Source organism: Parabacteroides sp. ZJ-118 (assembly GCF_011038785.1).
Classification (GTDB): Bacteria; Bacteroidota; Bacteroidia; order Bacteroidales; family Tannerellaceae; genus Parabacteroides.
Genome location: NZ_JAAKDT010000002.1, coordinates 36,176 through 57,706, shown reverse-complemented (window position 1 = coordinate 57,706; position 21,531 = coordinate 36,176). Strand labels below are relative to the sequence as shown.

Below are 21,531 nucleotides of genomic sequence, written 5' to 3'. Positions count from 1 at the left end.
AAGGCCCTATTTCACCAATTGGAAATCAAGTTGCTTACGTTCCAAATTCGCTTGCGCTACTTTGATCGTGATCGGGTCTCCCAAACGATATTGATGTTTCTTGCGACGGCCTAATAAGCAATAATTCTTCTCATCAAACTCGTAGTAATCATCATCCAGATCACGGATAGGTACGAGCCCCTCGCATTTGTTCTCGTTCAGTTCTACGTAAAGCCCCCATTCGGTGACACCGGAGATAACGCCGTCGAATACCATGCCGAGTTTATCCTGCATGAATTCCACCTGCTTGTATTTGATAGACGCACGCTCGGCGTTGGCGGCTACTTGCTCCATGCTGGAACAATGGTCGCATAAATCCTCATACTTCTTTTGTATAACGCTACGGCCACCGGCTAGATAACGTTCCAACAATCGGTGTACCATCATATCCGGATAACGACGGATGGGAGAGGTGAAATGCGTATAATATTCGAAAGCCAAACCGTAGTGGCCGATATTCTCCGTGGAGTAACGGGCCTTTTGCATGGCACGGATCGCTACTGTCTCGATCAGGTTCTCTTCGGGCTTTCCTTGTACGTTGTCCAATAAGGAGTTGATTCCTTTGGAGACATCCGTCTTCGTGCCGTCTATTTTCAACTTATAGCCGAAGCGTCGGATGAAAGAGGCGAAATTCTCCATCTTATCCGGATCCGGAAGCTCATGGATACGATAAACGAATGTCTTCTTCGCCTTTCCTTTGGGAGGACGGCCTACGAACTCGGCTACGGTACGGTTTGCCAATAACATGAATTCCTCGATTAACTTATTCGCGTCTTTTGAGACCTTGAAATAAACACGGATCGGTTTCCCTTGCTCGTCGATCTCGAATTTAATCTCGTAGCGGTCGAAGTTGATCGCGCCACTCTTGAAACGGCGTTCTCTCAATTTCTTGGCAAGATCGTTCAAGGCTAGGATCTCCTCCTTATAATCTCCCTCGCCGGTTTCGATCACTTCTTGTGCCTCCTCATAGGTGAAGCGGCGGTCGCTCTTGATGATCGTGCGGCAGATCCGGGAGTTTTGTACCATGGCATCGCTATTTAACTCGAAGACCGCGGAGAAACATAATTTCTCTTCGCCGGGACGTAAAGAGCATATTTGGTTGCAAAGTCGCTCGGGAAGCATCGGTATCGTACGGTCTACCAGATAAACGGAGGTCGCACGGCTTTGCGCCTCTTTATCGATGATGCTATCCGTTTTCACATAATGCGTCACATCGGCGATATGTACGCCAACTTCCCAGTTCCCGTTATTTAAACGGCGTGCGGAAAGGGCATCGTCGAAGTCTTTCGCATCTTTCGGGTCGATCGTGAAGGTCGTTATCCCCCGGAAATCCTCCCGATTCTCGATCGCTTCCGGAGAGATCGCTTCCGGAATCTTATTCGCCGCTTTCTCTACCGAGGAAGGATATTTGTAAGGCAATCCGAATTCGGCAAGGATCGCATGCATCTCGGCGGTATGCTGTCCGGCGATGCCTAAGATATCGATGACCTCACCCAACGGGTTCTTGGCTTCATCCGGCCATTCCACGATACGTACGATCGCTTTGTCACCGTTCTTTCCTCCCTTCAGTTTATCTTTGGGGATGAAAATATCGTTTGCCAACGTCTTGTTTTCCGTGATCAAGAAGGCGAATCCCTTGGCTACTTGGAGTTTGCCTACGAAAGTACGTTCCTTGCTCTCAAGGATTCCCACGACCTCACCTTCCGGCTCGGCGCCTTTACGTTTGGCGAAAAGCTGTACTTTTACTTTGTCGCCATCCATGGCATGTCCGGAATTACGTTCGGCGATAAATACCGGTGTGCCTCCGTCTTCGGGAATGAAAGAATTCTTTCCATTGCTGCGACGTGTGAAAGTCCCTACGGCCGTGGTTCCCAATCCATTCAGACGGTAGCGGCCACGATCGATCTCGGTGATGATGTCTTCGGCAGACAAGTCATACAGAATATCTACCACCTGTAATTTCTGCACTTGGTTCTCGATTCCGATGATCTTGCTGATTTGTTTATAGTTGAAAGGTTCCCTGGGAGAGGATTGGAAAACGGAAATGATGGCTTGGATCATCGCTTCTTTTTTCATACGTTTACCAGATCCTTTGCCCTTTTTGCCTTTTTTCTCCTTGTTATCTTTCTTTACGGGTCTATTCTTTGCCATTCTGTGTAATCATTAGCATTTGTTACGTGTGGAGACAAGAGTATGCCTCCGTTCTGCATGCTATGCCTGCAAAGTAAACAATTTAAATTGAGATTAAGTTTACGATCCTGTTAATTTATAATCCAAAATACGGATTATTAATGGAAACAATTCACCGGTACCCCTTTTACTCCGGGCTTGCAGCAAAATACGCTACCGCTTAGTGGATATTCCTCAAGCTGTTCCTCGCTCAATCCGGCACGGGCGGTCGTTATATAAAGCGTGTCGAGCGTATTCCCTCCAAAAGCGCATGACGCTACGTGGGGAGCCGGTACGACAATTTCCGCCAACAGGTCGCCGGTATAGGGATTATAACAATAAACACCGCCACCTCCCCATTGAGCCACCCAAAGATTGTCGTTGCAATCGATCGCCATTCCGTCCGGGGAGCCGGTGCCCTCGGGTATATGTACGGCTACACCATCGTACAATATACTCCCGGAACTATCGTCATACCGAAAACGTATGATCTTACGGGTAGGCGTGTCGTTGTAATACATGTATTTCTTGTTGGCGGACCATACGATTCCATTGGAGATCGTGACTTTTGTCAACTTTGTCTCGACGGTTCCGTCTGCCCATACACAATAAAGGCAGCCAGCCTCTTTGGGCGCACCAAATCCCATGGTCCCGATCCATAAGCGTCCGGATGGGTCGCATTTTCCATCGTTGCAACGAATCTTCCCATTATTGTCCGGGATTGGGGTGATAGATGTCGTGTTCCCATCCGTTAGATTTACACGTATGATCTCGTTTTGTAAAGCGACGACTACCGTACTGTCCGTCTCCGGCACGATGGTAGAGACCATGCGGTCGAATTGCCATGAACGGCAATTCTGTAAGTCCGGTATATACTCATATAACGTTTTGCCTTCTATATCTACCCAAAAAAGAGTATTGCGATCGGGATGCCAAATCGATCCCTCCCCTGTAGTAGCTTCCGCCCGGAACGCTAAGTCAGGATGGATTATGACAGGATCGTTTTTGCAAGAGGTACCTTCAATCATGATAAATGCCAATAATAATTTAATAACTATCTTTTTCATGGAATGCTATGAATCTGGGGTTACAAAGGTATAAATTTGTTTTATAATGCCATGATAAAAGATTATTTGAGTAACTTTGTCGCTTAAATAAATTACCGATGAGCGTAGAGATAAGAGAAGTTACCAGTAAGAAGGAGCTTAAAAAGTTTGTCAAGTTCAATATCGAATTATACAAGGGTAATCCTTACCACGTACCGGGTTTAATGGAGGAAGAGATGGTGACGCTGGATAAGAAGAGAAATCCGGCGTTTGAGGTGTGCGACGCTATTTACTTCCTTGCCTATAAGGACGGGAAGGTGGTAGGCCGTATTGCCGGTATGGTGAATCGCCCGAGTAACGAGACGTGGGGACAGAAACGTGCCCGCTTTGGTTTCGTTGATTTTATTGATGATGATGAGGTGGTTGATGCCCTTTTTGGTGCTGTCGAGAAATGGGCCCGCGAACAAGGCATGGAGGAGATCCATGGTCCGATGGGCTTTACCGATATGGATCACGAGGGTATGCTGATCGAGGGTTTCGATCAGATCGGCACGATGGCTACGATTTATAATTATCCCTATTACCCCAAGCAAGTGGAGCGTATCGGATACGGAAAAGATCAAGATTGGCATGAATTTAAGATCTATATACCGGATGGCGTTCCCGAGAAGCATTTGCGTATCGGCGAGATCGTGAAGAAGAAATACGGCTTGAAGGTGCTGAAGTTCAAAAACGCTAAGGAGATTATGCCTTACGCCCGTCCGGTATTCCATACATTGAACGCGGCTTTCGCTCCCCTGTATGGTTTCGCGCGATTGACCGAGAAGCAGATCGATTATTATATCCACATGTATATCCCTATGCTGCGTTATGATCTGGTAACGCTGATCGTAAGGGAAGAGGATAATGCGGTGGTTGGCTTTGGCATCTCCCTGCCCAACCTGTCGAGAGCCTTGCAAAAGGCTCGCGGGCGTATGTTACCTTTCGGGTGGATTCATTTGCTGAAAGCGTTGAAAAGTAAGCCGAAAGTAATTGATCTGTATTTGACGGGAGTCTTGCCGGAATATCAAAGTAAAGGCGTGAACGCTTTATTATTTAATGACTTGATTCCGGTCTATAAGCGTATCGGCGCCGTTTATGCCGAGAGCAACCCGGAACTGGAGACGAATAGCGCCGTACAAGCGCAATGGAACTATTTCAAGCGAGAGCATCATAAATCAAGAAGAGCGTATATTAAAAAGTTATAGGAGATATGGATGAGCTGAATCCAACGATACAACAGCCTACAAAATATAACGATGATGACATCAAGACACTGGATTGGATGGAGCATATCCGCCGGCGTCCCGGTATGTATATCGGGAAACTGGGGGACGGCAGCTATGCCGATGATGGCATCTATGTGTTGTTGAAGGAGGTGCTGGATAACTCTATCGACGAGTACATGATGGGGTACGGCAAGAGTATCGAGGTGACTATCGAGGAAGGGACGGTAGCCGTGCGGGATTATGGCCGTGGTGTCCCTCTGGGTAAAGTCGTGGATGTGTCTAGCAAGATGAATACCGGCGCTAAATACGATAGCAAGGCGTTTAAGAAATCCGTGGGTTTGAATGGGGTGGGTATCAAGGCGGTTAATGCCTTAAGTAGTTATTTCCTGATAACCAGTTTCCGTGACGGGGAGTGTAAGCGGGTGGAATACAGCAAGGCGATCGTCACCGAGGAGTCGGATATCCAACCTACCGGAGAGGCAAACGGTACGCGGGTGTTCTTTATCCCGGATCGGGAGATTTTTAAGGATTATCATTATAAGGACGAGTTTGTCGAGGGGCTATTGAAGAACTATGTCTTTTTAAACTCGGGACTTTCCATTATTTACAACGGCAAGCGTTTCTATTCTCGCAACGGCCTGGTGGACTTGTTGAACGAGAATATGACCACCGAACCCCTTTATCCGATTATCCACCTGAGGGGGGAGGATATCGAGGTGGTTATCACGCATAGCAACCAATATGGAGAGGAATATTATTCGTTCGTGAACGGCCAGCATACCACCCAAGGCGGTACGCACCTTTCCGCTTTCAAGGAGTCTATAGGCCGTGTCATCAAGGAATATTACAATAAGAATTTCGAATATTCGGATATTCGTGCGGGTATCGTGGCCGCCATCAGCATAAAAGTGGAGGAGCCTGTATTCGAGAGTCAGACAAAGACCAAGCTCGGCTCGAAAGATATAGGACCGGACGGCCCTACGGTAGCAAAGTTTATCGGTGATTTCATCAAGAATGATCTGGATAACTATTTGCACAAAAATATGGAGACTTCGGAGCTTCTGCTGAAGAAGATCTTGGAGTCCGAGAAAGAGCGCAAGGCGATCGCCGGTGTTACGAAGCTGGCTCGCGAGCGTGCGAAGAAAGCGAATTTACATAATAAGAAACTAAGGGATTGCCGGATTCACCTGACCGACTCGAAAGGGGATCTGCTAGAGGAAAGCAGTATCTTTATCACGGAGGGTGACTCGGCTAGCGGTTCTATCACGAAAAGCCGTAACCCCAATTACCAAGCTGTATTTAGTTTGAGAGGCAAGCCTTTGAATAGTTACGGCCTGACAAAGAAGATCGTTTACGAGAACGAAGAGTTTAACTTGCTTCAAGCGGCCTTGAATATCGAGGATGGCTTAGAGGGCTTACGGTATAATAAGGTGATTATCGCGACAGATGCCGACGTGGACGGGATGCATATCCGTTTGTTGTTGATTACTTTCTTCTTGCAATTCTTCCCCGACTTGATCAAGCGTAACCACGTTTATATCTTGCAAACTCCGTTATTCCGGGTACGTAACCGGCAGAAAACGTGGTATTGTTATTCGGAGGAGGAACGTTTGGCGGCCATAGCCGTTGCCGGGAAGAATCCGGAAATCACCCGATTCAAAGGTCTGGGAGAGATCTCACCCGATGAGTTCAAGCATTTTATCGGCAAGGATATACGCCTGGATCCGGTGACGATGAAGAAAGAGGATCTCGTGAAAGAGATGCTGGAGTTCTACATGGGAAAGAATACCATGGAGCGGCAGAACTTTATTATCGATAACTTAGTGGTTGAAGAAGATGTTATCAATTGAGAATAAACGGATCGCGCTTTTCCCCGGCACCTTCGATCCTTTTACGATCGGGCACGAATCCTTGGTAAGGCGTGGGTTGGATCTGGTGGACGAGATCGTGGTCTCGATCGGTATCAACGATAAGAAGCTTACCTATTTCTCCTTGGAGAGACGGATGGAGGCGATCCGGAGTCTATACAAGGATAACCCAAGGGTGAAAGTCATGTCATATAACCAATTGACGGTGGATTTCGCGAAGGAGGTCGGAGCCGGCTTCATCTTGAGAGGGATCCGCACGGTCAATGATTTCGAATACGAGAAGACGATCGCGGACGTGAATCGTAAATTGACAGGTATCGAGACTTTTATCTTGTTTACGGAACCGGAGCATACGCATATCAGCTCAAGCATTGTCCGTGAGTTGTTACGTTACGGTAAAGACATTTCCCAGTTCGTCCCTAAAGAGACGAGATTGTATTGAAAATTATGAAACGAATATATCTGATGAAAAGAATCGTCTTATCCCTGCTGATCGTCTTAGGCGTGTTTACCGGAGCGACAGCGCAAAAAGCGAACGTGGATGCCCGGAAGCTCCAATTGGCTTTATTCGCTATCTCTAACCTATATGTCGACTCTACCAGCGAGACGAAGTTGGTGGAGGACGCTATAGTCGGCATGTTGGATAAGCTGGATCCTCATTCCAATTATATGGACCCGGAGGAGACGAGGGAGATGACCGAGCCTTTACAAGGCAACTTTGATGGTATCGGTATACAGTTCAATATGTTGACGGATACGCTTTACGTGATTCAGGTGATCCCCGGAGGTCCCTCTGAGAAGGTGGGGTTGATGGCGGGCGATCGTATTATCCAAGTAGACGATACCTTGATCGCCGGCGTGAAGATGAAGACTACCGATATCATGAAAAAACTACGCGGACCGAAAGGTACTGAGGTGCGTGTGAAAGTAAAACGAGGCAAGTCGCCGGATTTGATGGATTTCAAGATCGTTCGCGGTAAGATCCCCGTGTATAGTCTGGATGCCGCATATATGGCGGATAAGAATACCGGTTATATCAAGCTGAACCGTTTCGCCGCTTCTTCCGCCGATGAGTTCAGGGAAGCGTTGGAGAAGCTCCGGAAACAGGGCATGAAGAACTTGATTCTGGATTTGCAGGGAAATGGCGGGGGCTATTTGAATATCGCCATAGAGCTGGCGGATGAGTTCTTGGATAAAAACCGGTTGATCGTTTATACGAAAGGGAGTAGGCAACCTCGTGAGGAAGCGAACTCTACCGCCCGCGGACAATTCCAAGGGGGACGTTTGGTCGTGTTGGTGGACGAGTCCTCGGCTTCGGCCAGCGAGATCGTCTCCGGCGCTGTTCAAGATTGGGACCGGGGCGTGATCGTAGGCCGCCGCACCTTTGGTAAAGGATTGGTACAGAAACCGATTCCCCTGCCGGATGGTTCCATGATCCGCTTGACGGTTTCCCGCTACTATACACCCACCGGACGTTGTATACAAAAGCCTTACGAGAACGGGAAGATCGAGGAATACCACCATGACCTGATCGACCGTTATAACCGGGGTGAGTTGATGAGTGCCGATAGCATTCATTTCCCGGATTCAATGAAGTATAATACATTGGTTACCGAACGTACCGTATACGGAGGTGGAGGTATTATGCCGGACGTGTTCATCCCGGTAGATACGACTCGCTATACGGATTATCACCGGAAACTTGTAGCTTCCGGTTTGGTCAATCGGGTGTCCATGAATTATCTGGATCGTAATCGGAACCAGATGATGGCTGAATATCCGAAGTTCCAGCCGTATAAACGAGATTTCATGGTTGGGGAAGATATCATGGAGGAGCTTCTGAAGATGGCCGGGGACGAGAAGATTGAGTTTGAGGAAGAGGCCTATAATCGTTCGAAGCCGTTGATCATGCTTCAGATCAAGGCGCTTATCGCACGAGATCTCTATGATATGGCGCAGTACTTCCAGATTATCAATGATGATAATCCGAGTTACCGGAAAGCGCTTCAGATTATTAATGATAAAGAAACTTACAATAGGCTTTTAGGACGTTAGCCAACGTAGACAGATAAGGGTATGTATTGGACGCTTTTTCTGACATTCGTGAAGATCGGTATGTTCACCATCGGAGGCGGATACGCTATGTTGCCGCTGATCCAACGGGATGTGGTAGACCGGGGGTGGATGACGAAAGAGGACTTTATTGATGTTTTCTCTGTAGCCCAGTCGTTACCGGGTATTTTTGCCGTGAATATAGCGATCTTTGTGGGTTATAAGTTGAAAAAAACATGGGGTGGTGTTGTTTGTGCCTTGGGCACGATTCTCCCCTCTTTTGTAATCATGCTTTTGATCGCGTTATTCTTTACACAGGTTAAGGATAATGTATGGGTGGAGAAGGCGTTTATGGGGTTGCGTCCAGCGGTGGTTGCCTTGATCGCCGTGCCTTGCCTTACGACCGCACGTTCTATCAAGTTGAGCTACGCGCAAATGATCATACCCGTTGGGGCGGCATTGCTGATCTGGATGGGTGGGGTATCTCCCGCTTGGATTATTTTGGCGGCTATAGCCGGAGGTTTGGTGTATGGTTTAAATAAGAAGAGCTGATATGATTTGGTTGCAACTATTATGTGTATATCTGAAGATCGGCATATTGGGCTTTGGTGGCGGGTATGCGATGTTATCCTTGATACAGGCCGACGTGGTGGATCGTTACGGTTGGATCTCCTTGCAGGAGTTTACCGATATTGTCGCTATCTCTCAGATGACACCCGGACCGATCGGTATCAATAGCGCCACCTATATAGGATATGCGGCGGTGCATAACGCAGGGTATTCGGAGACGATAAGTATCCTAGGGTCTTGCCTGACAACATCCGCTGTCTGTCTGCCCTCTTTCTTATTGGTCTTTCTGATCTCTTACTTTTTCGCTAAGTTCCGGAATAATAAATATGTAGAGGCGGCTTTCCTTGGATTGCGCCCGGCTACGGTGGGACTGATCGCCGCCGCCGCCTTGCTACTGATGAACAAGGAGAACTTTATTGACTGCAAGAGTCTCTTGATCTTTGCCACCGCCTTCATCCTGACTTGGAAATTCAAGATACATCCTATCTTAATGATCATTTTAGCTGGTATCGCCGGGGTCGTTTTGTATTGGTAATTTTTGGGTAGGGGTAACGTGTACAGCCGATCAAGCAACAGGAGTAAGCCCGTAAGGACTGATAAATAACAGGAACTCGATATAACCGAGAAGATCGAATTGGCGATGCTCCCGCTTGCGTTACCCCGGGATTTGCTTATATTCGCGAGGTACTAATTAAGAGGATAATAATATGGATGACACACCACAATCTCCCCCTATCAAGGGGCTGGGGAAGTTGATACATATCTCGGGGTGGGCGATCTTGTTCTGCTCCCCTTTCTTCTTCACCGGGAGGGAGTCGCAGGTCACGTTCGAGGGGTATCTGTGGAGCATCATCGTGCCGCTTTCCTTCATGCTCGTCTTCTACCTGAATTACGGGTGGCTAGTGAGGCGGTATTTGTTCAACCGCCGGACAGGGCGTTTCCTGTTGATCAACCTATTGCTTATCGGGGGTACGATGTTGTTCGTGCATTTCTGCATGCGCTATTCCTACCCTCCGGAGATGTATTATCCGGCTCGTCCGCCCCGCCCGTTGAACAAGATGGTGGGGTTCTTTGTCGTCAACGCCGTTATCTACTCCTTGATAGCCGGCCTTAGCGTGGCGATCAAGATGACGAATGGATGGTACCGGGTGGCGGCTATCCAGCGGGAGCTGGAAAAAGAGCGTGCCGAGGCGGAATTGCAGAACCTGAAAAGCCAGCTTAACCCGCATTTTCTGTTTAACACATTGAATAATATCTATAGCTTGATAGCGTTCAGCCCGGAGAAGGCGCAGGAGGCGGTGCACGATTTGAGCCGCTTGCTTCGCTATGTATTGTATGAGAGTAGCCAGCCCTTTGTCCCCTTGGAGAAGGATTTCGACTTTCTTCGTAATTATGTGGAGCTGATCCGTATACGCCTGCCCAAACATGTGGAGTTGAAAACGAGTATCGTCGCTTCCTCCCCGGGAACCTTGATCGCACCTCTGCTGTTTATCTCCTTGATCGAAAACGCGTTTAAGCATGGGATAAGCAATAATAAGCCCTCTTTCATCTGTTTGGATATCCATCAGGAGGGGGCGGAGGTGGTTTGTGCTATTTTGAACAGCTACTTCCCGAAAAGCCCGGACCAAGATAAAAGCGGTTCCGGTATCGGGCTGGTGAACCTGGAGAAACGCTTGGGTTTGCTCTATCCGGGACATTTCTCGTTCCAATGCGGTCGGGAGGGGGATAGCTATCGTTCTTATCTATCAATTACCATAAACGAGACTGAGATATGAAATTGATTTGCGCTATTATTGACGATGAACCTTTAGCGGTTAGCTTGCTGGAAAGCTACGTCTTGAAAACGCCGTTTCTGGATTTACAGGGGACTTATAATAGCGCTTTGGACGCTCTTTCCGACTTACGGGATCGGCCGGTGGATCTGCTCTTCCTGGATATCCAGATGCCGGGGTTGAGTGGATTAGAGTTCTCCCGTATCTTGAACGGCGATACCCGTATCATCTTTACGACGGCTTTCGATCAATATGCCGTGGATAGTTACCGGGTAAATGCGTTGGATTATTTGCTGAAGCCAATCAGCTATCCGGACTTCCTTGCCTCGGCGAATAAAGCGTTGCGATGGTATGAGTTGCTCCGTAAATCGGAGTCTTCGGAAGAGAAGGAAGAATCCGAGCCAATCGCGGAGAAGGGAGAGAGGGAGAGCATTTTCGTCAAGAGTGAGTATAAACTGTTGCAAATAGAGTTGCGAAAGATATTATATATTGAGGGATTAAGGGATTACGTGAAGATATTCGTGGAGGATGAGCCCCGGCCGGTCCTTTCGTTGATGAGCATGAAAAGCTTGGAGGATATGTTACCTTCGGATCGTTTTGTGCGGGTCCATCGCTCTTTCATCGTCCAGCCGGAGAAGATCAAGGTGATCGAGCGGAACCGGATTGTCTTTGGGAAGGAATATATCCCGATCTCCGACAATTATAAACAGCACTTCCTAGAGATAATAGAGCGTAGATCGATTCTACCGAGATAACCGCTGGCTAGTTGAGCAACTGAAGCAATAATCTCTCTATCGCTACGGTCATGGGACGTCCGTCGCAGGCATAATTGTTTACGAATAGGGCGATGGCGTATTGCTTATCGCCTTTGTTTATATATCCCGCATATCCTTTTACCCGGCTCATGCTTCCGCTTTTAAGACGGGCTTTTCCTTGGAGGGAGGAGCCTTTTAAGAAATTCCTCACCGAGCCTTCCACACCCGCTACGGGCAATGACTCGTAGAAGGCTGTGTACTGTTGTGAACGGGTTTTCATATAAATCAATAAATCAACCACAAAGGCTGTTGATAACTTGTTGGTAACCGCAAGTCCGCTACCATCGTACATCCAGACACAGGAGAGATCGAGACCTTTCTCTTGCCAATATTCCCGAAGCAGTTGGATACCCCGGTTAAAAGAAGACAGAACCTCTCCTTTACGGGGAGTATAGCGCAGGCCGATCGTCTTGATCAAGGCATCGGCGAATAAATTATGGCTGACACGGTTGGTTACTTCCACGATTTCCCGAAGGGTCGGGGAGTAAGTGGTAACAATCTCGGTCCGTTTCCCGGATTGCCACCTGCCGGCCTCCCGCAAGATACGGAAACAAGAGGGTGATTCGCCGACCGAGATCCCCTCATGCTCCAATTGCCTAGTGAGATAATCCGCCAGGAAAAGAGCCGGGTCGGGAATATCTCCTTTGAGCGGATACCATTCACGGTTAGCGGGGACAATACCATATAAGTAACGGTCCGTGGCAAATGGCGCCCCTACGATAAAAGAACTATCCGAGGATACTTGCTGGGCCGTTAAGTAATTATGGAAATGGATGCCGGGTAATTCCGGTTCGGTTCCTTTCAACCTCGGGCGGGTTCCGGGGACTCCGGTTTGCAATCCTAATTTATAAAGATTGTCAAATACACAAAGCCCATAGCTCCCGGCGCCATAATAACTACCCATATCTTCGCCAACCCATTTAAGGGAAGTACCTTCCGTGTCGAATATACTTTCATCCGCGATTACGGCACCTTGTATTTTATGGATACCCACCTTTCTCAAGGCGGAGATCCATTCCTGTAGGAACCGCTTATGATCCGGGGCAAAATGCGCTGAGCCAAGGCTGGGATCGCCGCTTCCCTTGATATATAGATTCCCTTTCAACAAGCCATTCTCGATGGAACCGTCGTATTCTAATGTCGTGGGAAAGCGATAATCCTCGCCCAGCAGCTCCAATGCGGTAGCGGTCGTAATCGTTTTCATGACCGAGGCCGGGGTCAATTGTCGGGTTGTATCGTAAGCGAAGAGCGTCTCGCCACTGTTAACCTCTTTCACGATCAAGGAAAATGAAGCTCCTTCCATATAAGGCTTGCGCAGGAATTGCTTGATGGGTTGCGGAGTCTGCGCTCCTATTGAAAAGCATAGGCAAGAAATGAGGAAGAAAAAGGATATTTTACGTATCATGGTATTTATGTATTCTACTTTATTCTATCTTTGTCGCGAGCAAAGATATAAAAAATAATATGAATCCATTGTTTGACAAGCCTTTTACGTTTGACCGTGTAATACGCATAGTGTTCGGTATACTGGTCATCTCAGGAATTATTTATTTGATAGCCTTATTACGAAACGCACTGTTACCTTTCCTGATCGCTTGGTTACTGGCTTATATGATGCAACCGTTCGTAAAGTTCTTCCAATATAAATTACGTTTCAAGAGCCGTATCCTATCGATCATGGCGGTATTGGTGACTTTAGGGCTATTGATAACGCTACTGGTTGTCATGGTCGTACCTTCCATAGCCGCAGAGGCGGATAAGACGCTGGAACTAATCCGTACACATGATCCCGGTGAAGGCCATGTCCCTTTGATCCCGCGTTCATGGATGGAAAGTCTGGAAAGTAATGTAAACTTCGCGCAGATCATGGAGTTATTGAGTAAGGAGAACTTGTTGAAAGCGGTGAAGCAGATAGCGCCCCAGTTGTGGTCCATCTTATCGAACACCTTCTCGATCCTATTCAGTATCACGATCGTGTTCGTGATCTTGCTCTATTTTATTTTCATCCTTTTGGATTATGAGAAGATCGCGAATGGTTGGATCAATTTGATACCGGAGCGTTACCGCCCGTTCCTCCAAGGTTTGGCAGAGGATGTGGAATATAGCATGAACCGTTATTTCCGCGGACAATCGTTGATCGCTCTCTCCGTAGGGGTTCTGCTCGCGATCGGTTTTAAGATCATTGATTTCCCGTTGGCGGTCACGCTGGGTTTGTTTATCGGCGTACTGAACTTAATTCCCTATATGCAGGCGATCGGTATCGTCCCGATGATTCTATTGAGCTTATTGCGTTCGGCCGAGACTGGCGAGAACTTCTGGTTGATCTTTGGTATGGCTATTTTAGTCTTAGGTATCGTACAATGTATACAAGATTTATACCTTACCCCCCGCATAATGGGTAAGGCAATGGGATTGAATCCCGCCATCATCTTACTCTCATTATCCATCTGGGGAACGATCCTAGGGTTTATAGGCTTAATAATAGCCCTTCCATTGACAACATTGTGCTTATCCTACTACAAGCGCTTTATCTTGCGTGGAGATAATGAGTTAGATCCCGGGAACCTTGCTCATCAACCTAAGCGAGGAAAATAAATTCAGGTATAAACGCAAAAAAATAGCCCTATCTATTGCGGATTTAAAAAAATAATCCCACCTTTGCACCCGCATTACGGAAGTAACGCACAGGATGATTCGCTAGCTCAGCAGGTAGAGCACAACACTTTTAATGTTGGGGTCCTGGGTTCGAGCCCCAGGCGGATCACCAAGGAACCAAGCGGTTATCTAATTCAGATATCCGCTTTTTTCTTTATAGACACTACCGTTTGCCCCGTTTGTGGGGACACCCGCAAAAGTCCGTGGCATAAACTAACCTTCAATAGCACCTTGATTCTAATCTTCCGCATACGCCCGGTTGTCGTACCTGCTGCTCCCGGAGTCAAGGTCTCGAGACACTGCACTCGGACAAAGCCAAATGTAAGGGCGCGGATGTGCCGGAGAAACCGATTCCAATACCACACTTCGCAAGGTGAAACGCCACACTTCGCAAGGAAAAATACCACACTTCGCAGGGAAAAATACCACACTTGGAGAGGGCTAAGGTGTGGCATTCCCGGAGGCCAAACTGCATGGATGGAACAACCGTCCTTTCATGCCTTACCGTTCATACTTTTATACAAAAATAGCTACATGAATGTGCTTTCAGAACTTTCCGTTCATCCTTTCATAACTGTTTGGAAGCACTGGTATATAGTCGTTTACGAATGAACGTACATTGGCATTCCCTCCTTTCAGACGTTTTTTCAGATGTTTTTTCATTTACGCGGAATAATTTTATTTGACAGTACCAACGATAATGATTCCTTTGGATTTTATCTGATATAATAGGGTTATTCCTTTGGATTTTATCTGAATTTAGCGGTTTATTCCTTTGGATTTTTCTAAAATACTGATTATCTTTGCAATACAAAACAATAAATAGACTATGGCATATCTTGCAAGAAACATAGATGCAGAACTCCTGAAATGGAAAGGATCGCCGCGCCGTAAGCCCCTTATTGTGCGTGGAGCCAGACAGGTCGGCAAGTCCTGGGCCATAAGGCATCTGGGAGAGACATTCCGACACTATCTTGAAATCAACCTTGAAGAGGAAAAGGATCTGTGCAGACTTTTTGAAGAAATCCCGGATGTAAGGGAACTCAGCCAGCGTCTGGGAGCAGTGCATAATGTGCAGGTGATCCCGGGAGAGACCCTGCTGTTCATTGATGAGATCCAGAATTGTCCGGCGGCATTGAAGAGCCTGTGGTTTTTCAAAGAGAATTACCCGGAGCTGCATGTCGTGGCGGCAGGCTCGCTTCTGGAGTTTGCGTTGAATGAGATGCCTTCATATGGTGTCGGGCGTGTCAGGTCAGTGTTCATGTATCCGATGTCGTTCAAGGAATTCCTGATGGCAAGGGGCAAAAATATGTGGATAGAGGAAATTGCAACCGTTGATTGGAGCAAACCTGTGGAGGAAAGTCTTCATTCACGTCTTGTCTCGGAGTTTCGGTCGTTTTTGATGGTGGGAGGTATGCCGGCCAGTGTTTCCGCATGGGTTGAGACTCAGGATTATTCAGCCTGCCAGGACGAACAGAACGATATCCAGCAAAGCTACTATGATGATTTCGCCAAATATTCAAAAAAAGTTGACCCGCAGCTGCTCCGCAATACATTGTCGGCAGTAGTTCGACAGTCGGGTCAGAAGTTTGTCTACAGCAGAGTGGACGGAGGATACAAAACTGAAGATGTCAAGGAGGCTCTGAGGCTCCTACGCGACGCCGGGATAATCATTCCGGTGCAGATGACAGCGGCCAATGGTCTTCCTTTGGGAGCGCAGGTCAATCCCAAGTTTACCAGATATGATTATCTCGACACCGGTCTGCTGCTTCGGGTACTGGCAATGAACTACGATGATGACAGGGAGCTGACAAGACTCATACTTGCCGGAGAAGCACCAGACCTTGTGAACAAAGGTATAGTGGCGGAACTGACGGTAGGACTCGAACTTATGAAATCTTCCAATCCGCAGAGCAAATATGATTTGTTTTATTGGGAGAATCTGGAGCGAAACGCCACGTCTGAAGTGGAATACATTATAGCCAAGAACGCAAGGTGCCTACCCATCGAGATTAAGGCGGGAACATCCGGAAAGATGAAGAGCCTGAGGCTTTTCATGAATAAAAAAGGACTTACAGCCGGCATACGCTGTTCGTTGGAAAATTTCGGCCTCCTGGAGGTATCAGACACTGATGATAAAGGACAAACAATCAGGCGTGCCATCGGTATCCTACCGCTTTATGCTGTATGGAGACTCCCGGATCTGCCGCTTCCAGATCTTTCCTGAGCATTTACGCCTGTGCCTAACATGGTCGTTGAGCCGAGCAATACCCGTACTCTTCCGCTGTTCATGTCGGCAAACAGCCTCATGTCAAGAGACATTAAGGAATCTGCCAAATAAATTCTGCTTTCAAGACTTAGGGGATTAGGATATATTTGATAGCTTCGCGGAGGGATGTGGGATTCGTGCCTCTTTCCTAAATAGATGATAACAATAAAATTAACTGATAATGAATGAAAAAATGAGTACTCCATTGAGTAGCGCTTTTCCCAAAGAACGGATTCGTTATGCGATGCTTTCTTTCTTTTTAGCGCAAGGCCTTTGTTTCTCTAGTTGGGCTAGCCGTATCCCGGACGTGAAGGATATTTTTGAGGTGAATTACGCTTTCTATTGGGGCTTGGTCTTGTTCTTGATCCCGGTAGGTAAGTTTGTGGCGATACCGTTAGCGGGTTATTTGGTGTCGAAGTTGGGGAGTCGTGTTATGGCGCAAGCCAGTGTGCTGGGATATGCCTTGGCCTTATTCGCGATCGGCACGGCACATGATATTTATCTGCTGGGTGTTTATTTGTTCTGTTTTGGCGTGTTCTGGAATCTTTGCGATATATCCTTGAATACGCAAGGAATTGGTATCGAGCGACTCTATGGACGTACGATCATGGCCTCATTTCATGGAGGCTGGAGTTTGGCGGCTTGTTTAGGCGCTTTGATCGGGTTTATCATGATCGTATCCGGCGTCACCCCGTTCTGGCATTTTACGTTGATCGCTTTATTGATCGTGATGATCGTCTTGATAAGCCGGAAGTATTTGCAGGAGGACGTGGCGGTTGAATCACCGGAGGAGGGGAAGGAAGCGGAGAAGAAAGAGGCCCCGGCTTTGTTGAGTTTTATCCGTAAGCCGGAAATGTTGTTAATCCAGTTGGGTATCGTCGGGCTGTTTGCCTTGGTGGTGGAAAGCGCGATGTTTGATTGGAGCGGACTTTACTTCGAATCGGTGTTGCAGGTTCCCAAGTCCTTGCAGATTGGGTTCCTGGTCTTCATGATAATGATGACGGTAGGCCGTTTCCTCACGAACTCTGCCTATAGTGTTTTAGGAAAGCAGAAGGTGTTGCAATTAGCGGGTTTCTTTATTTTTGCCGGTTTCTTTACCTCGGCTTTGTTGGGGGGGATGTTCGAATCGATGACGGTAAAGGTGCTCGTGAATTCCTTAGGCTTCATGTTGGTAGGCTTGGGTATTTCATGTATGGTGCCTACTATTTATAGCTTGGTGGGCGCTAAATCGAGAACTCCGGTGGGAATTGCCTTGACAATCCTTTCCAGTATCAGTTTTATCGGCTCGTTGATCGCGCCTTTGTTGATCGGCGCGATCTCGCAGGCTTTCAATATGAAATACGCTTATATGGTGGTCGGCCTGTTAGGGCTTTGTATCTTGCTAATGACTACATTCAGCAAAGCGTTCAAGAATAAGTAAAGACAGGGCATTGAGCATTGAGAATTATTCGCGCTCTCGATGCTCAATGCTCAGGTTACTCAGGCATTCGTTGTCCCGCTGTCTCTAAGCATCGCGACACATCTTCCTTGGTGCCGTTGAACGGGCCTATGCCTTCGATCTTCAGGGTTGTCATAGCTGCCGCGAAACGTCCGGCTTCCTCTATGCGCGCGCCCTTTGCGCGTTTATAGAGATACCCGGCCATATAAGTATCGCCCGCCCCGGTAGCGTTTACGACCTCCTTCGGTATGTAAGCGGGGATCTTATAGAAAGTGGAACCATCGTAAATGATAGATCCCATGCTCCCGAAGGTCAGCAATACCTCTTTCACGCCCCAATCGTAGATCACCTTTCCGGCGTTCACGGCATCGGTATATCCGGTTAACACCTCCATCTCATGTTCGTTAGCCTTGAGGAAATGCACATATTGAAGTACTTCTTTTTTCTCCGGCCAATCCACGGCAAATACATCCTTGTCTCTCACTTCCCGCAGATACCCTTGCGAGTCAATGGATACCTTGCCTTTTCCCGCCAAATATCTCACCACTTCCAAAGAGAAATCGTCGGCAAGCAAACTACCTAAGTGGAAGATCTTGGAGTCGATGTTCTCCAGATATTCCGCGGTGAAAGGATCAGCCTTCGCCAATACGCGTTGCGTACGGTTATCTTGGTTCTCTCCATAGATATTCTCGAAATAAACGGTGTGCTTACTTGGCATCACGGCAACGTCGATACCTTCGGCTCGTAGTTGCTCCACCGTTTTCATCTCAGATTCGGCCAAGGCCGTCACCAGTGTATAGTCAATATCGTCGAAATGTTTTATCGCGTGCGAGAAATAGAAGGATGTTCCTCCCGGCATATGGACGGTGTTCTTAGGTGTCACTACCTTATCCAAGGTGATGTGTCCTACGCAGCAAAGTTCGTGTGTATTCATTTTTTAATCAGTTTATTACAGGGCGACAAATTTATGAAAAAAGCGTTCAAGTACATAGGATAGTCGTTATTTTGACCAATAAAAGCGTAAACGAGGCGTAGATGTTGAGAACCGCCTTGTCCGGTGATAACTCTCATAGGATATCCGCCACTTTCTCCAGCCCCATGCTATGAGAGCCTTTGATCAGGATATGATAGCCCTTTAACGGCTGCTTCCGGAGCTCTTCCACCATCGCCTCCGTGGTAGCGAAGGGAGAGAACGCTTTGCCTACCTTGGAGAAATGCGCTCCGCAGAGGAAGACCTTGTCGAATTGGCCTCTCTTGATCTGCTCGACAACCTCCGCGTGTAATTCGTCGCTGGTTGGTCCAAGCTCGCGCATATCCCCGAGGATAATCGCCTTGGGCTGTACGGACAGGGCAATGAAATTGTCCAGCGCCACTTTCATGCTACTCGGATTCGCGTTGTAGGCATCGATAATCAATTCGTTGTTATCGGTTTTCTTGAGCTGGGAACGGCTATTGGCAGGCCTGTAAGCGGCGATGGCACGGCTGATACGCGCCGCCGGGATCTTGAAGAAGCGGCCCACGGCAACGGCAGCCAATACGTTATCCAGGTTGTAACTGCCGATCATCTGTGTCTCGACGGTATGCGACTCTCCTTGTTGCCTCCAGTTGAACACCAAGAAAGGATCGCAACGGACCACCTGCCCGGAAGCGAAAGCATCATCCCCGTTTCCATAGGTGACTTGTTCGATGCCCTTGGCGATAGACTGAAGGTATTCGTTCTCTTTCTTGATAAATAGCTTGCCTTTGGAACGACGGATATAATCATATAACTCCCCTTTCGTCCGGATCACGCCCTCGAAAGAGCCGAAACCTTCCAGATGGGCACGACCCACGTTCGTGATGATACCGTAATTCGGAAGAACGATATCGACTAATTCCTTGATATCTCCGGGGTGGCTGGCGCCCATCTCGATAACCGCCATCTCATGGGCATGAGTCAACCGGAGCAAGGTCAGGGGAACGCCAATGTGATTGTTGAGATTTCCCTCGGTGTATAGCAGATTGAATTTCGCGGAGAGCACGGCCGCCAATAACTCTTTGGTCGTGGTCTTGCCATTCGTGCCGGTGATGCCGATGATCGGCAAGCCCAATACCTTACGGTGATGGCGCGCCAATTGTTGCAGGGTCTTCAGTACGTTATCAACAAGAATGGTGCGTTCACCGCTATAATAATCGGGATTGTCTATGACGGCACAGACACAGCCCGATGCCAAGGCCTTCCCGGCATATTGATTTCCATCGAATGTATCACCTTTTAAGGCGAAGAAGATAGAACCCTTCGGACAGTTCCGGCTATCTGTCGTTATCCGGGGGTTATGTACAAATAAATCATAGAGATCGATCATACGCATGACGGTATCGCGTTAAATAGTTATTCCTTTCTAATCCGGGGCAAATGTAGCAATTAAATAAAGAATCCTCAAATCCGCGACGGTTCAATCCACCGCCGTTGGGCTTGCGTCAGGGGTATCGGATTTCCGGCCTCAGGTATGAGGATAACGGAAGAAAAGCTATCTTCGCGCTGATGAATGACTTTATCGGAGCGAGCGGCAGCGATGCCGCCGACCTGCACGACGAATATGGAACTTTATACTCGAATCTTGTTGCCGAAAGCGCGGTTCTCTTTCTCGTACGAGGACCGGGTCGTGATGGTGGGTTCCTGCTTCGCCGAGAATATCGGGCGGAAGCTGGAGGAGAATAAGTTCGCCGTAGATGTAAACCCATTCGGGACCCTCTATAACCCGGCTTCCGTGGCGGAGGGATTGCGGAGGCTGCTCCGCCCGGAGCGTTTCACGCCCGGCGACCTGTTCCGGCATGAGGGCGTATACCACAGTTTCGCCCATCATAGCCGTTTCTCCGCTCCCTCGGAGGAGGAATGCCTGGAGCAGATAAACAGCCGCCTATCCCAATCCGCCGATTTCCTGCGGAAAGCGACCCGGTTGGTGATCACGTGGGGGACTGCTTTCGTCTACCGCCTCAAGAGCGACGGGCGAATCGTGTCGAATTGCCATAAGCTGCCGGAAAAGCAGTTCGATCGGCGGCGCCTCTCCGTGCGGGAGATCGTCGCGGAGTGGGAAGCCCTGTTACAAGCCCTCTGGGAACAACGTCCCGCCTTGAAGATCCTGTTTACCGTAAGCCCGATCCGCCACTGGAAAGACGGGGCGCACGAGAACCAGCTCAGCAAGGCCACCTTGTTGCTCGCCGCGGACGCCTTGCGGAAAGAGGCTCCCGACCGGATCGACTACTTCCCCGCTTATGAGATCCTTATGGACGAGCTGCGGGATTATCGCTTCTACGCGGACGATATGCTCCACCCCTCCCCATTGGCCATCGACTTTATCTGGCAACGTTTTACCGGGAATTTCCTGTCCGCGGAGACCTTGGCGATCCTCAAGGAATGGGGCGACATCCAAAAAGCGATCCACCACAAGCCCTTTCAGCCGGGTAGCGAGGCCTACAAGCGGTTCATGCTTCAAACTTTGTTAAAGATGGAGCGAATTAGCGGGAAAATGCCTTCCTTTGATCTCGGAAAAGAGATCGAAATAGTAAAGTCTAAACTGGAATAAAAGA

Annotated in this window: 17 protein-coding genes and 1 tRNA gene; 13 read left to right on the top strand and 5 right to left on the bottom strand. The window is 48.2% G+C overall.

The genetic code is table 11. The features are described from left to right. Window positions 1-6: 6 nt before the first annotated feature. Entirely contained in the window at window positions 7-2,190 is a 2,184-nt protein-coding gene (rnr, locus tag G7Y39_RS01170; protein ID WP_165154249.1) for a ribonuclease R, read from the bottom strand. Window positions 2,191-2,327: 137 nt separating this feature from the next. Next, complete coding sequence (locus tag G7Y39_RS01165; protein WP_165154465.1) at window positions 2,328-3,236, bottom strand: SMP-30/gluconolactonase/LRE family protein; 909 nt, start codon at window positions 3,234-3,236, stop codon at window positions 2,328-2,330. 137 nt (window positions 3,237-3,373) lie between these two features. Here G7Y39_RS01165 and G7Y39_RS01160 point away from each other — a divergent pair, with 137 nt between their 5' ends. From G7Y39_RS01160 to G7Y39_RS01125, 8 genes are all read left to right on the top strand, one after another. Then, window positions 3,374-4,501, top strand: a complete 1,128-nt coding sequence (locus G7Y39_RS01160) for a hypothetical protein (protein WP_165154247.1) — start codon at window positions 3,374-3,376, stop codon at window positions 4,499-4,501. Window positions 4,502-4,506: 5 nt separating this feature from the next. After that, window positions 4,507-6,372, top strand: a complete 1,866-nt coding sequence (locus G7Y39_RS01155; RefSeq protein WP_165154245.1) for a DNA topoisomerase IV subunit B — start codon at window positions 4,507-4,509, stop codon at window positions 6,370-6,372. After that, on the top strand, window positions 6,359-6,832 hold the full coding sequence (coaD, locus tag G7Y39_RS01150; protein ID WP_165154463.1) for a pantetheine-phosphate adenylyltransferase: 474 nt from the start codon (window positions 6,359-6,361) through the stop codon (window positions 6,830-6,832). The genes G7Y39_RS01155 and coaD overlap by 14 nt, the downstream gene beginning before the upstream one ends. A 23-nt stretch (window positions 6,833-6,855) precedes the next feature. Beyond that, window positions 6,856-8,445: a S41 family peptidase gene (locus G7Y39_RS01145; protein ID WP_165154461.1), complete on the top strand. Its 1,590-nt coding sequence runs from the start codon at window positions 6,856-6,858 to the stop codon at window positions 8,443-8,445. Window positions 8,446-8,466: 21 nt separating this feature from the next. Then, window positions 8,467-8,994, top strand: coding sequence for a chromate transporter (locus G7Y39_RS01140; protein WP_165154243.1), 528 nt, complete (start codon window positions 8,467-8,469; stop codon window positions 8,992-8,994). 1 nt (window position 8,995) lies between these two features. Then, entirely contained in the window at window positions 8,996-9,547 is a 552-nt protein-coding gene (locus tag G7Y39_RS01135) for a chromate transporter (protein ID WP_165154241.1), read from the top strand. A gap of 172 nt (window positions 9,548-9,719) precedes the next feature. After that, the gene (locus G7Y39_RS01130) at window positions 9,720-10,787 is read left to right on the top strand and encodes a sensor histidine kinase (RefSeq protein ID WP_165154239.1); all 1,068 of its coding nucleotides are present in this window, start codon (window positions 9,720-9,722) and stop codon (window positions 10,785-10,787) included. Further along, window positions 10,784-11,539: a LytTR family DNA-binding domain-containing protein gene (locus G7Y39_RS01125; RefSeq protein ID WP_165154237.1), complete on the top strand. Its 756-nt coding sequence runs from the start codon at window positions 10,784-10,786 to the stop codon at window positions 11,537-11,539. The genes G7Y39_RS01130 and G7Y39_RS01125 overlap by 4 nt, the downstream gene beginning before the upstream one ends. A 7-nt stretch (window positions 11,540-11,546) precedes the next feature. On the opposite strand, the gene dacB is transcribed toward G7Y39_RS01125, so the two are convergent. Then, window positions 11,547-13,004 (bottom strand): D-alanyl-D-alanine carboxypeptidase/D-alanyl-D-alanine-endopeptidase, encoded by a 1,458-nt coding sequence (dacB, locus tag G7Y39_RS01120; protein WP_165154235.1) that lies wholly within the window; start codon window positions 13,002-13,004, stop codon window positions 11,547-11,549. Window positions 13,005-13,063: 59 nt separating this feature from the next. Between dacB and G7Y39_RS01115 the strand changes: the two genes are divergently transcribed. The 4 genes from G7Y39_RS01115 (at window position 13,064) to G7Y39_RS01100 (ending at window position 17,943) form a co-directional block, all read left to right on the top strand. Continuing rightward, window positions 13,064-14,194: an AI-2E family transporter gene (locus tag G7Y39_RS01115; RefSeq protein ID WP_165154233.1), complete on the top strand. Its 1,131-nt coding sequence runs from the start codon at window positions 13,064-13,066 to the stop codon at window positions 14,192-14,194. Window positions 14,195-14,290: 96 nt separating this feature from the next. Continuing rightward, window positions 14,291-14,366, top strand: a tRNA-Lys gene (locus tag G7Y39_RS01110). Between the two features lie 717 nt (window positions 14,367-15,083). After that, entirely contained in the window at window positions 15,084-16,481 is a 1,398-nt protein-coding gene (locus G7Y39_RS01105) for an ATP-binding protein (RefSeq protein ID WP_165154231.1), read from the top strand. A 223-nt stretch (window positions 16,482-16,704) separates the two neighbouring features. Next, window positions 16,705-17,943, top strand: coding sequence for an MFS transporter (locus G7Y39_RS01100; RefSeq protein ID WP_165154229.1), 1,239 nt, complete (start codon window positions 16,705-16,707; stop codon window positions 17,941-17,943). A gap of 55 nt (window positions 17,944-17,998) precedes the next feature. Here G7Y39_RS01100 and G7Y39_RS01095 read toward each other — a convergent pair whose 3' ends face one another. Together G7Y39_RS01095 and murF are read right to left on the bottom strand one after the other, a co-directional pair. After that, window positions 17,999-18,895 carry a PfkB family carbohydrate kinase gene (locus G7Y39_RS01095; protein ID WP_165154227.1) on the bottom strand — a complete coding sequence of 299 codons (897 nt, stop codon included), beginning with the start codon at window positions 18,893-18,895 and terminating at the stop codon, window positions 17,999-18,001. Window positions 18,896-19,028: 133 nt separating this feature from the next. Beyond that, window positions 19,029-20,312, bottom strand: a complete 1,284-nt coding sequence (gene murF, locus G7Y39_RS01090; protein ID WP_165154225.1) for a UDP-N-acetylmuramoyl-tripeptide--D-alanyl-D-alanine ligase — start codon at window positions 20,310-20,312, stop codon at window positions 19,029-19,031. Between the two features lie 228 nt (window positions 20,313-20,540). Between murF and G7Y39_RS01085 the strand changes: the two genes are divergently transcribed. Beyond that, complete coding sequence (locus G7Y39_RS01085; protein ID WP_165154223.1) at window positions 20,541-21,527, top strand: GSCFA domain-containing protein; 987 nt, start codon at window positions 20,541-20,543, stop codon at window positions 21,525-21,527. Window positions 21,528-21,531: the final 4 nt, after the last annotated feature.

What these genes read in the sequence shown, in the direction of transcription:
- rnr (WP_165154249.1), bottom strand. Translation starts at nt 2,190, where the DNA reads ATGGCAAAGAATAGACCCGTAAAGAAAGATAACAAGGAGAAAAAAGGC.
- G7Y39_RS01165 (WP_165154465.1), bottom strand. Translation starts at nt 3,236, where the DNA reads ATGATTGAAGGTACCTCTTGCAAAAACGATCCTGTCATAATCCATCCT.
- G7Y39_RS01160 (WP_165154247.1), top strand. Translation starts at nt 3,374, where the DNA reads ATGAGCGTAGAGATAAGAGAAGTTACCAGTAAGAAGGAGCTTAAAAAG.
- G7Y39_RS01155 (WP_165154245.1), top strand. Translation starts at nt 4,507, where the DNA reads ATGGATGAGCTGAATCCAACGATACAACAGCCTACAAAATATAACGAT.
- coaD (WP_165154463.1), top strand. Translation starts at nt 6,359, where the DNA reads ATGTTATCAATTGAGAATAAACGGATCGCGCTTTTCCCCGGCACCTTC.
- G7Y39_RS01145 (WP_165154461.1), top strand. Translation starts at nt 6,856, where the DNA reads ATGAAAAGAATCGTCTTATCCCTGCTGATCGTCTTAGGCGTGTTTACC.
- G7Y39_RS01140 (WP_165154243.1), top strand. Translation starts at nt 8,467, where the DNA reads ATGTATTGGACGCTTTTTCTGACATTCGTGAAGATCGGTATGTTCACC.
- G7Y39_RS01135 (WP_165154241.1), top strand. Translation starts at nt 8,996, where the DNA reads ATGATTTGGTTGCAACTATTATGTGTATATCTGAAGATCGGCATATTG.
- G7Y39_RS01130 (WP_165154239.1), top strand. Translation starts at nt 9,720, where the DNA reads ATGGATGACACACCACAATCTCCCCCTATCAAGGGGCTGGGGAAGTTG.
- G7Y39_RS01125 (WP_165154237.1), top strand. Translation starts at nt 10,784, where the DNA reads ATGAAATTGATTTGCGCTATTATTGACGATGAACCTTTAGCGGTTAGC.
- dacB (WP_165154235.1), bottom strand. Translation starts at nt 13,004, where the DNA reads ATGATACGTAAAATATCCTTTTTCTTCCTCATTTCTTGCCTATGCTTT.
- G7Y39_RS01115 (WP_165154233.1), top strand. Translation starts at nt 13,064, where the DNA reads ATGAATCCATTGTTTGACAAGCCTTTTACGTTTGACCGTGTAATACGC.
- G7Y39_RS01105 (WP_165154231.1), top strand. Translation starts at nt 15,084, where the DNA reads ATGGCATATCTTGCAAGAAACATAGATGCAGAACTCCTGAAATGGAAA.
- G7Y39_RS01100 (WP_165154229.1), top strand. Translation starts at nt 16,705, where the DNA reads ATGAATGAAAAAATGAGTACTCCATTGAGTAGCGCTTTTCCCAAAGAA.
- G7Y39_RS01095 (WP_165154227.1), bottom strand. Translation starts at nt 18,895, where the DNA reads ATGAATACACACGAACTTTGCTGCGTAGGACACATCACCTTGGATAAG.
- murF (WP_165154225.1), bottom strand. Translation starts at nt 20,312, where the DNA reads ATGCGTATGATCGATCTCTATGATTTATTTGTACATAACCCCCGGATA.
- G7Y39_RS01085 (WP_165154223.1), top strand. Translation starts at nt 20,541, where the DNA reads ATGGAACTTTATACTCGAATCTTGTTGCCGAAAGCGCGGTTCTCTTTC.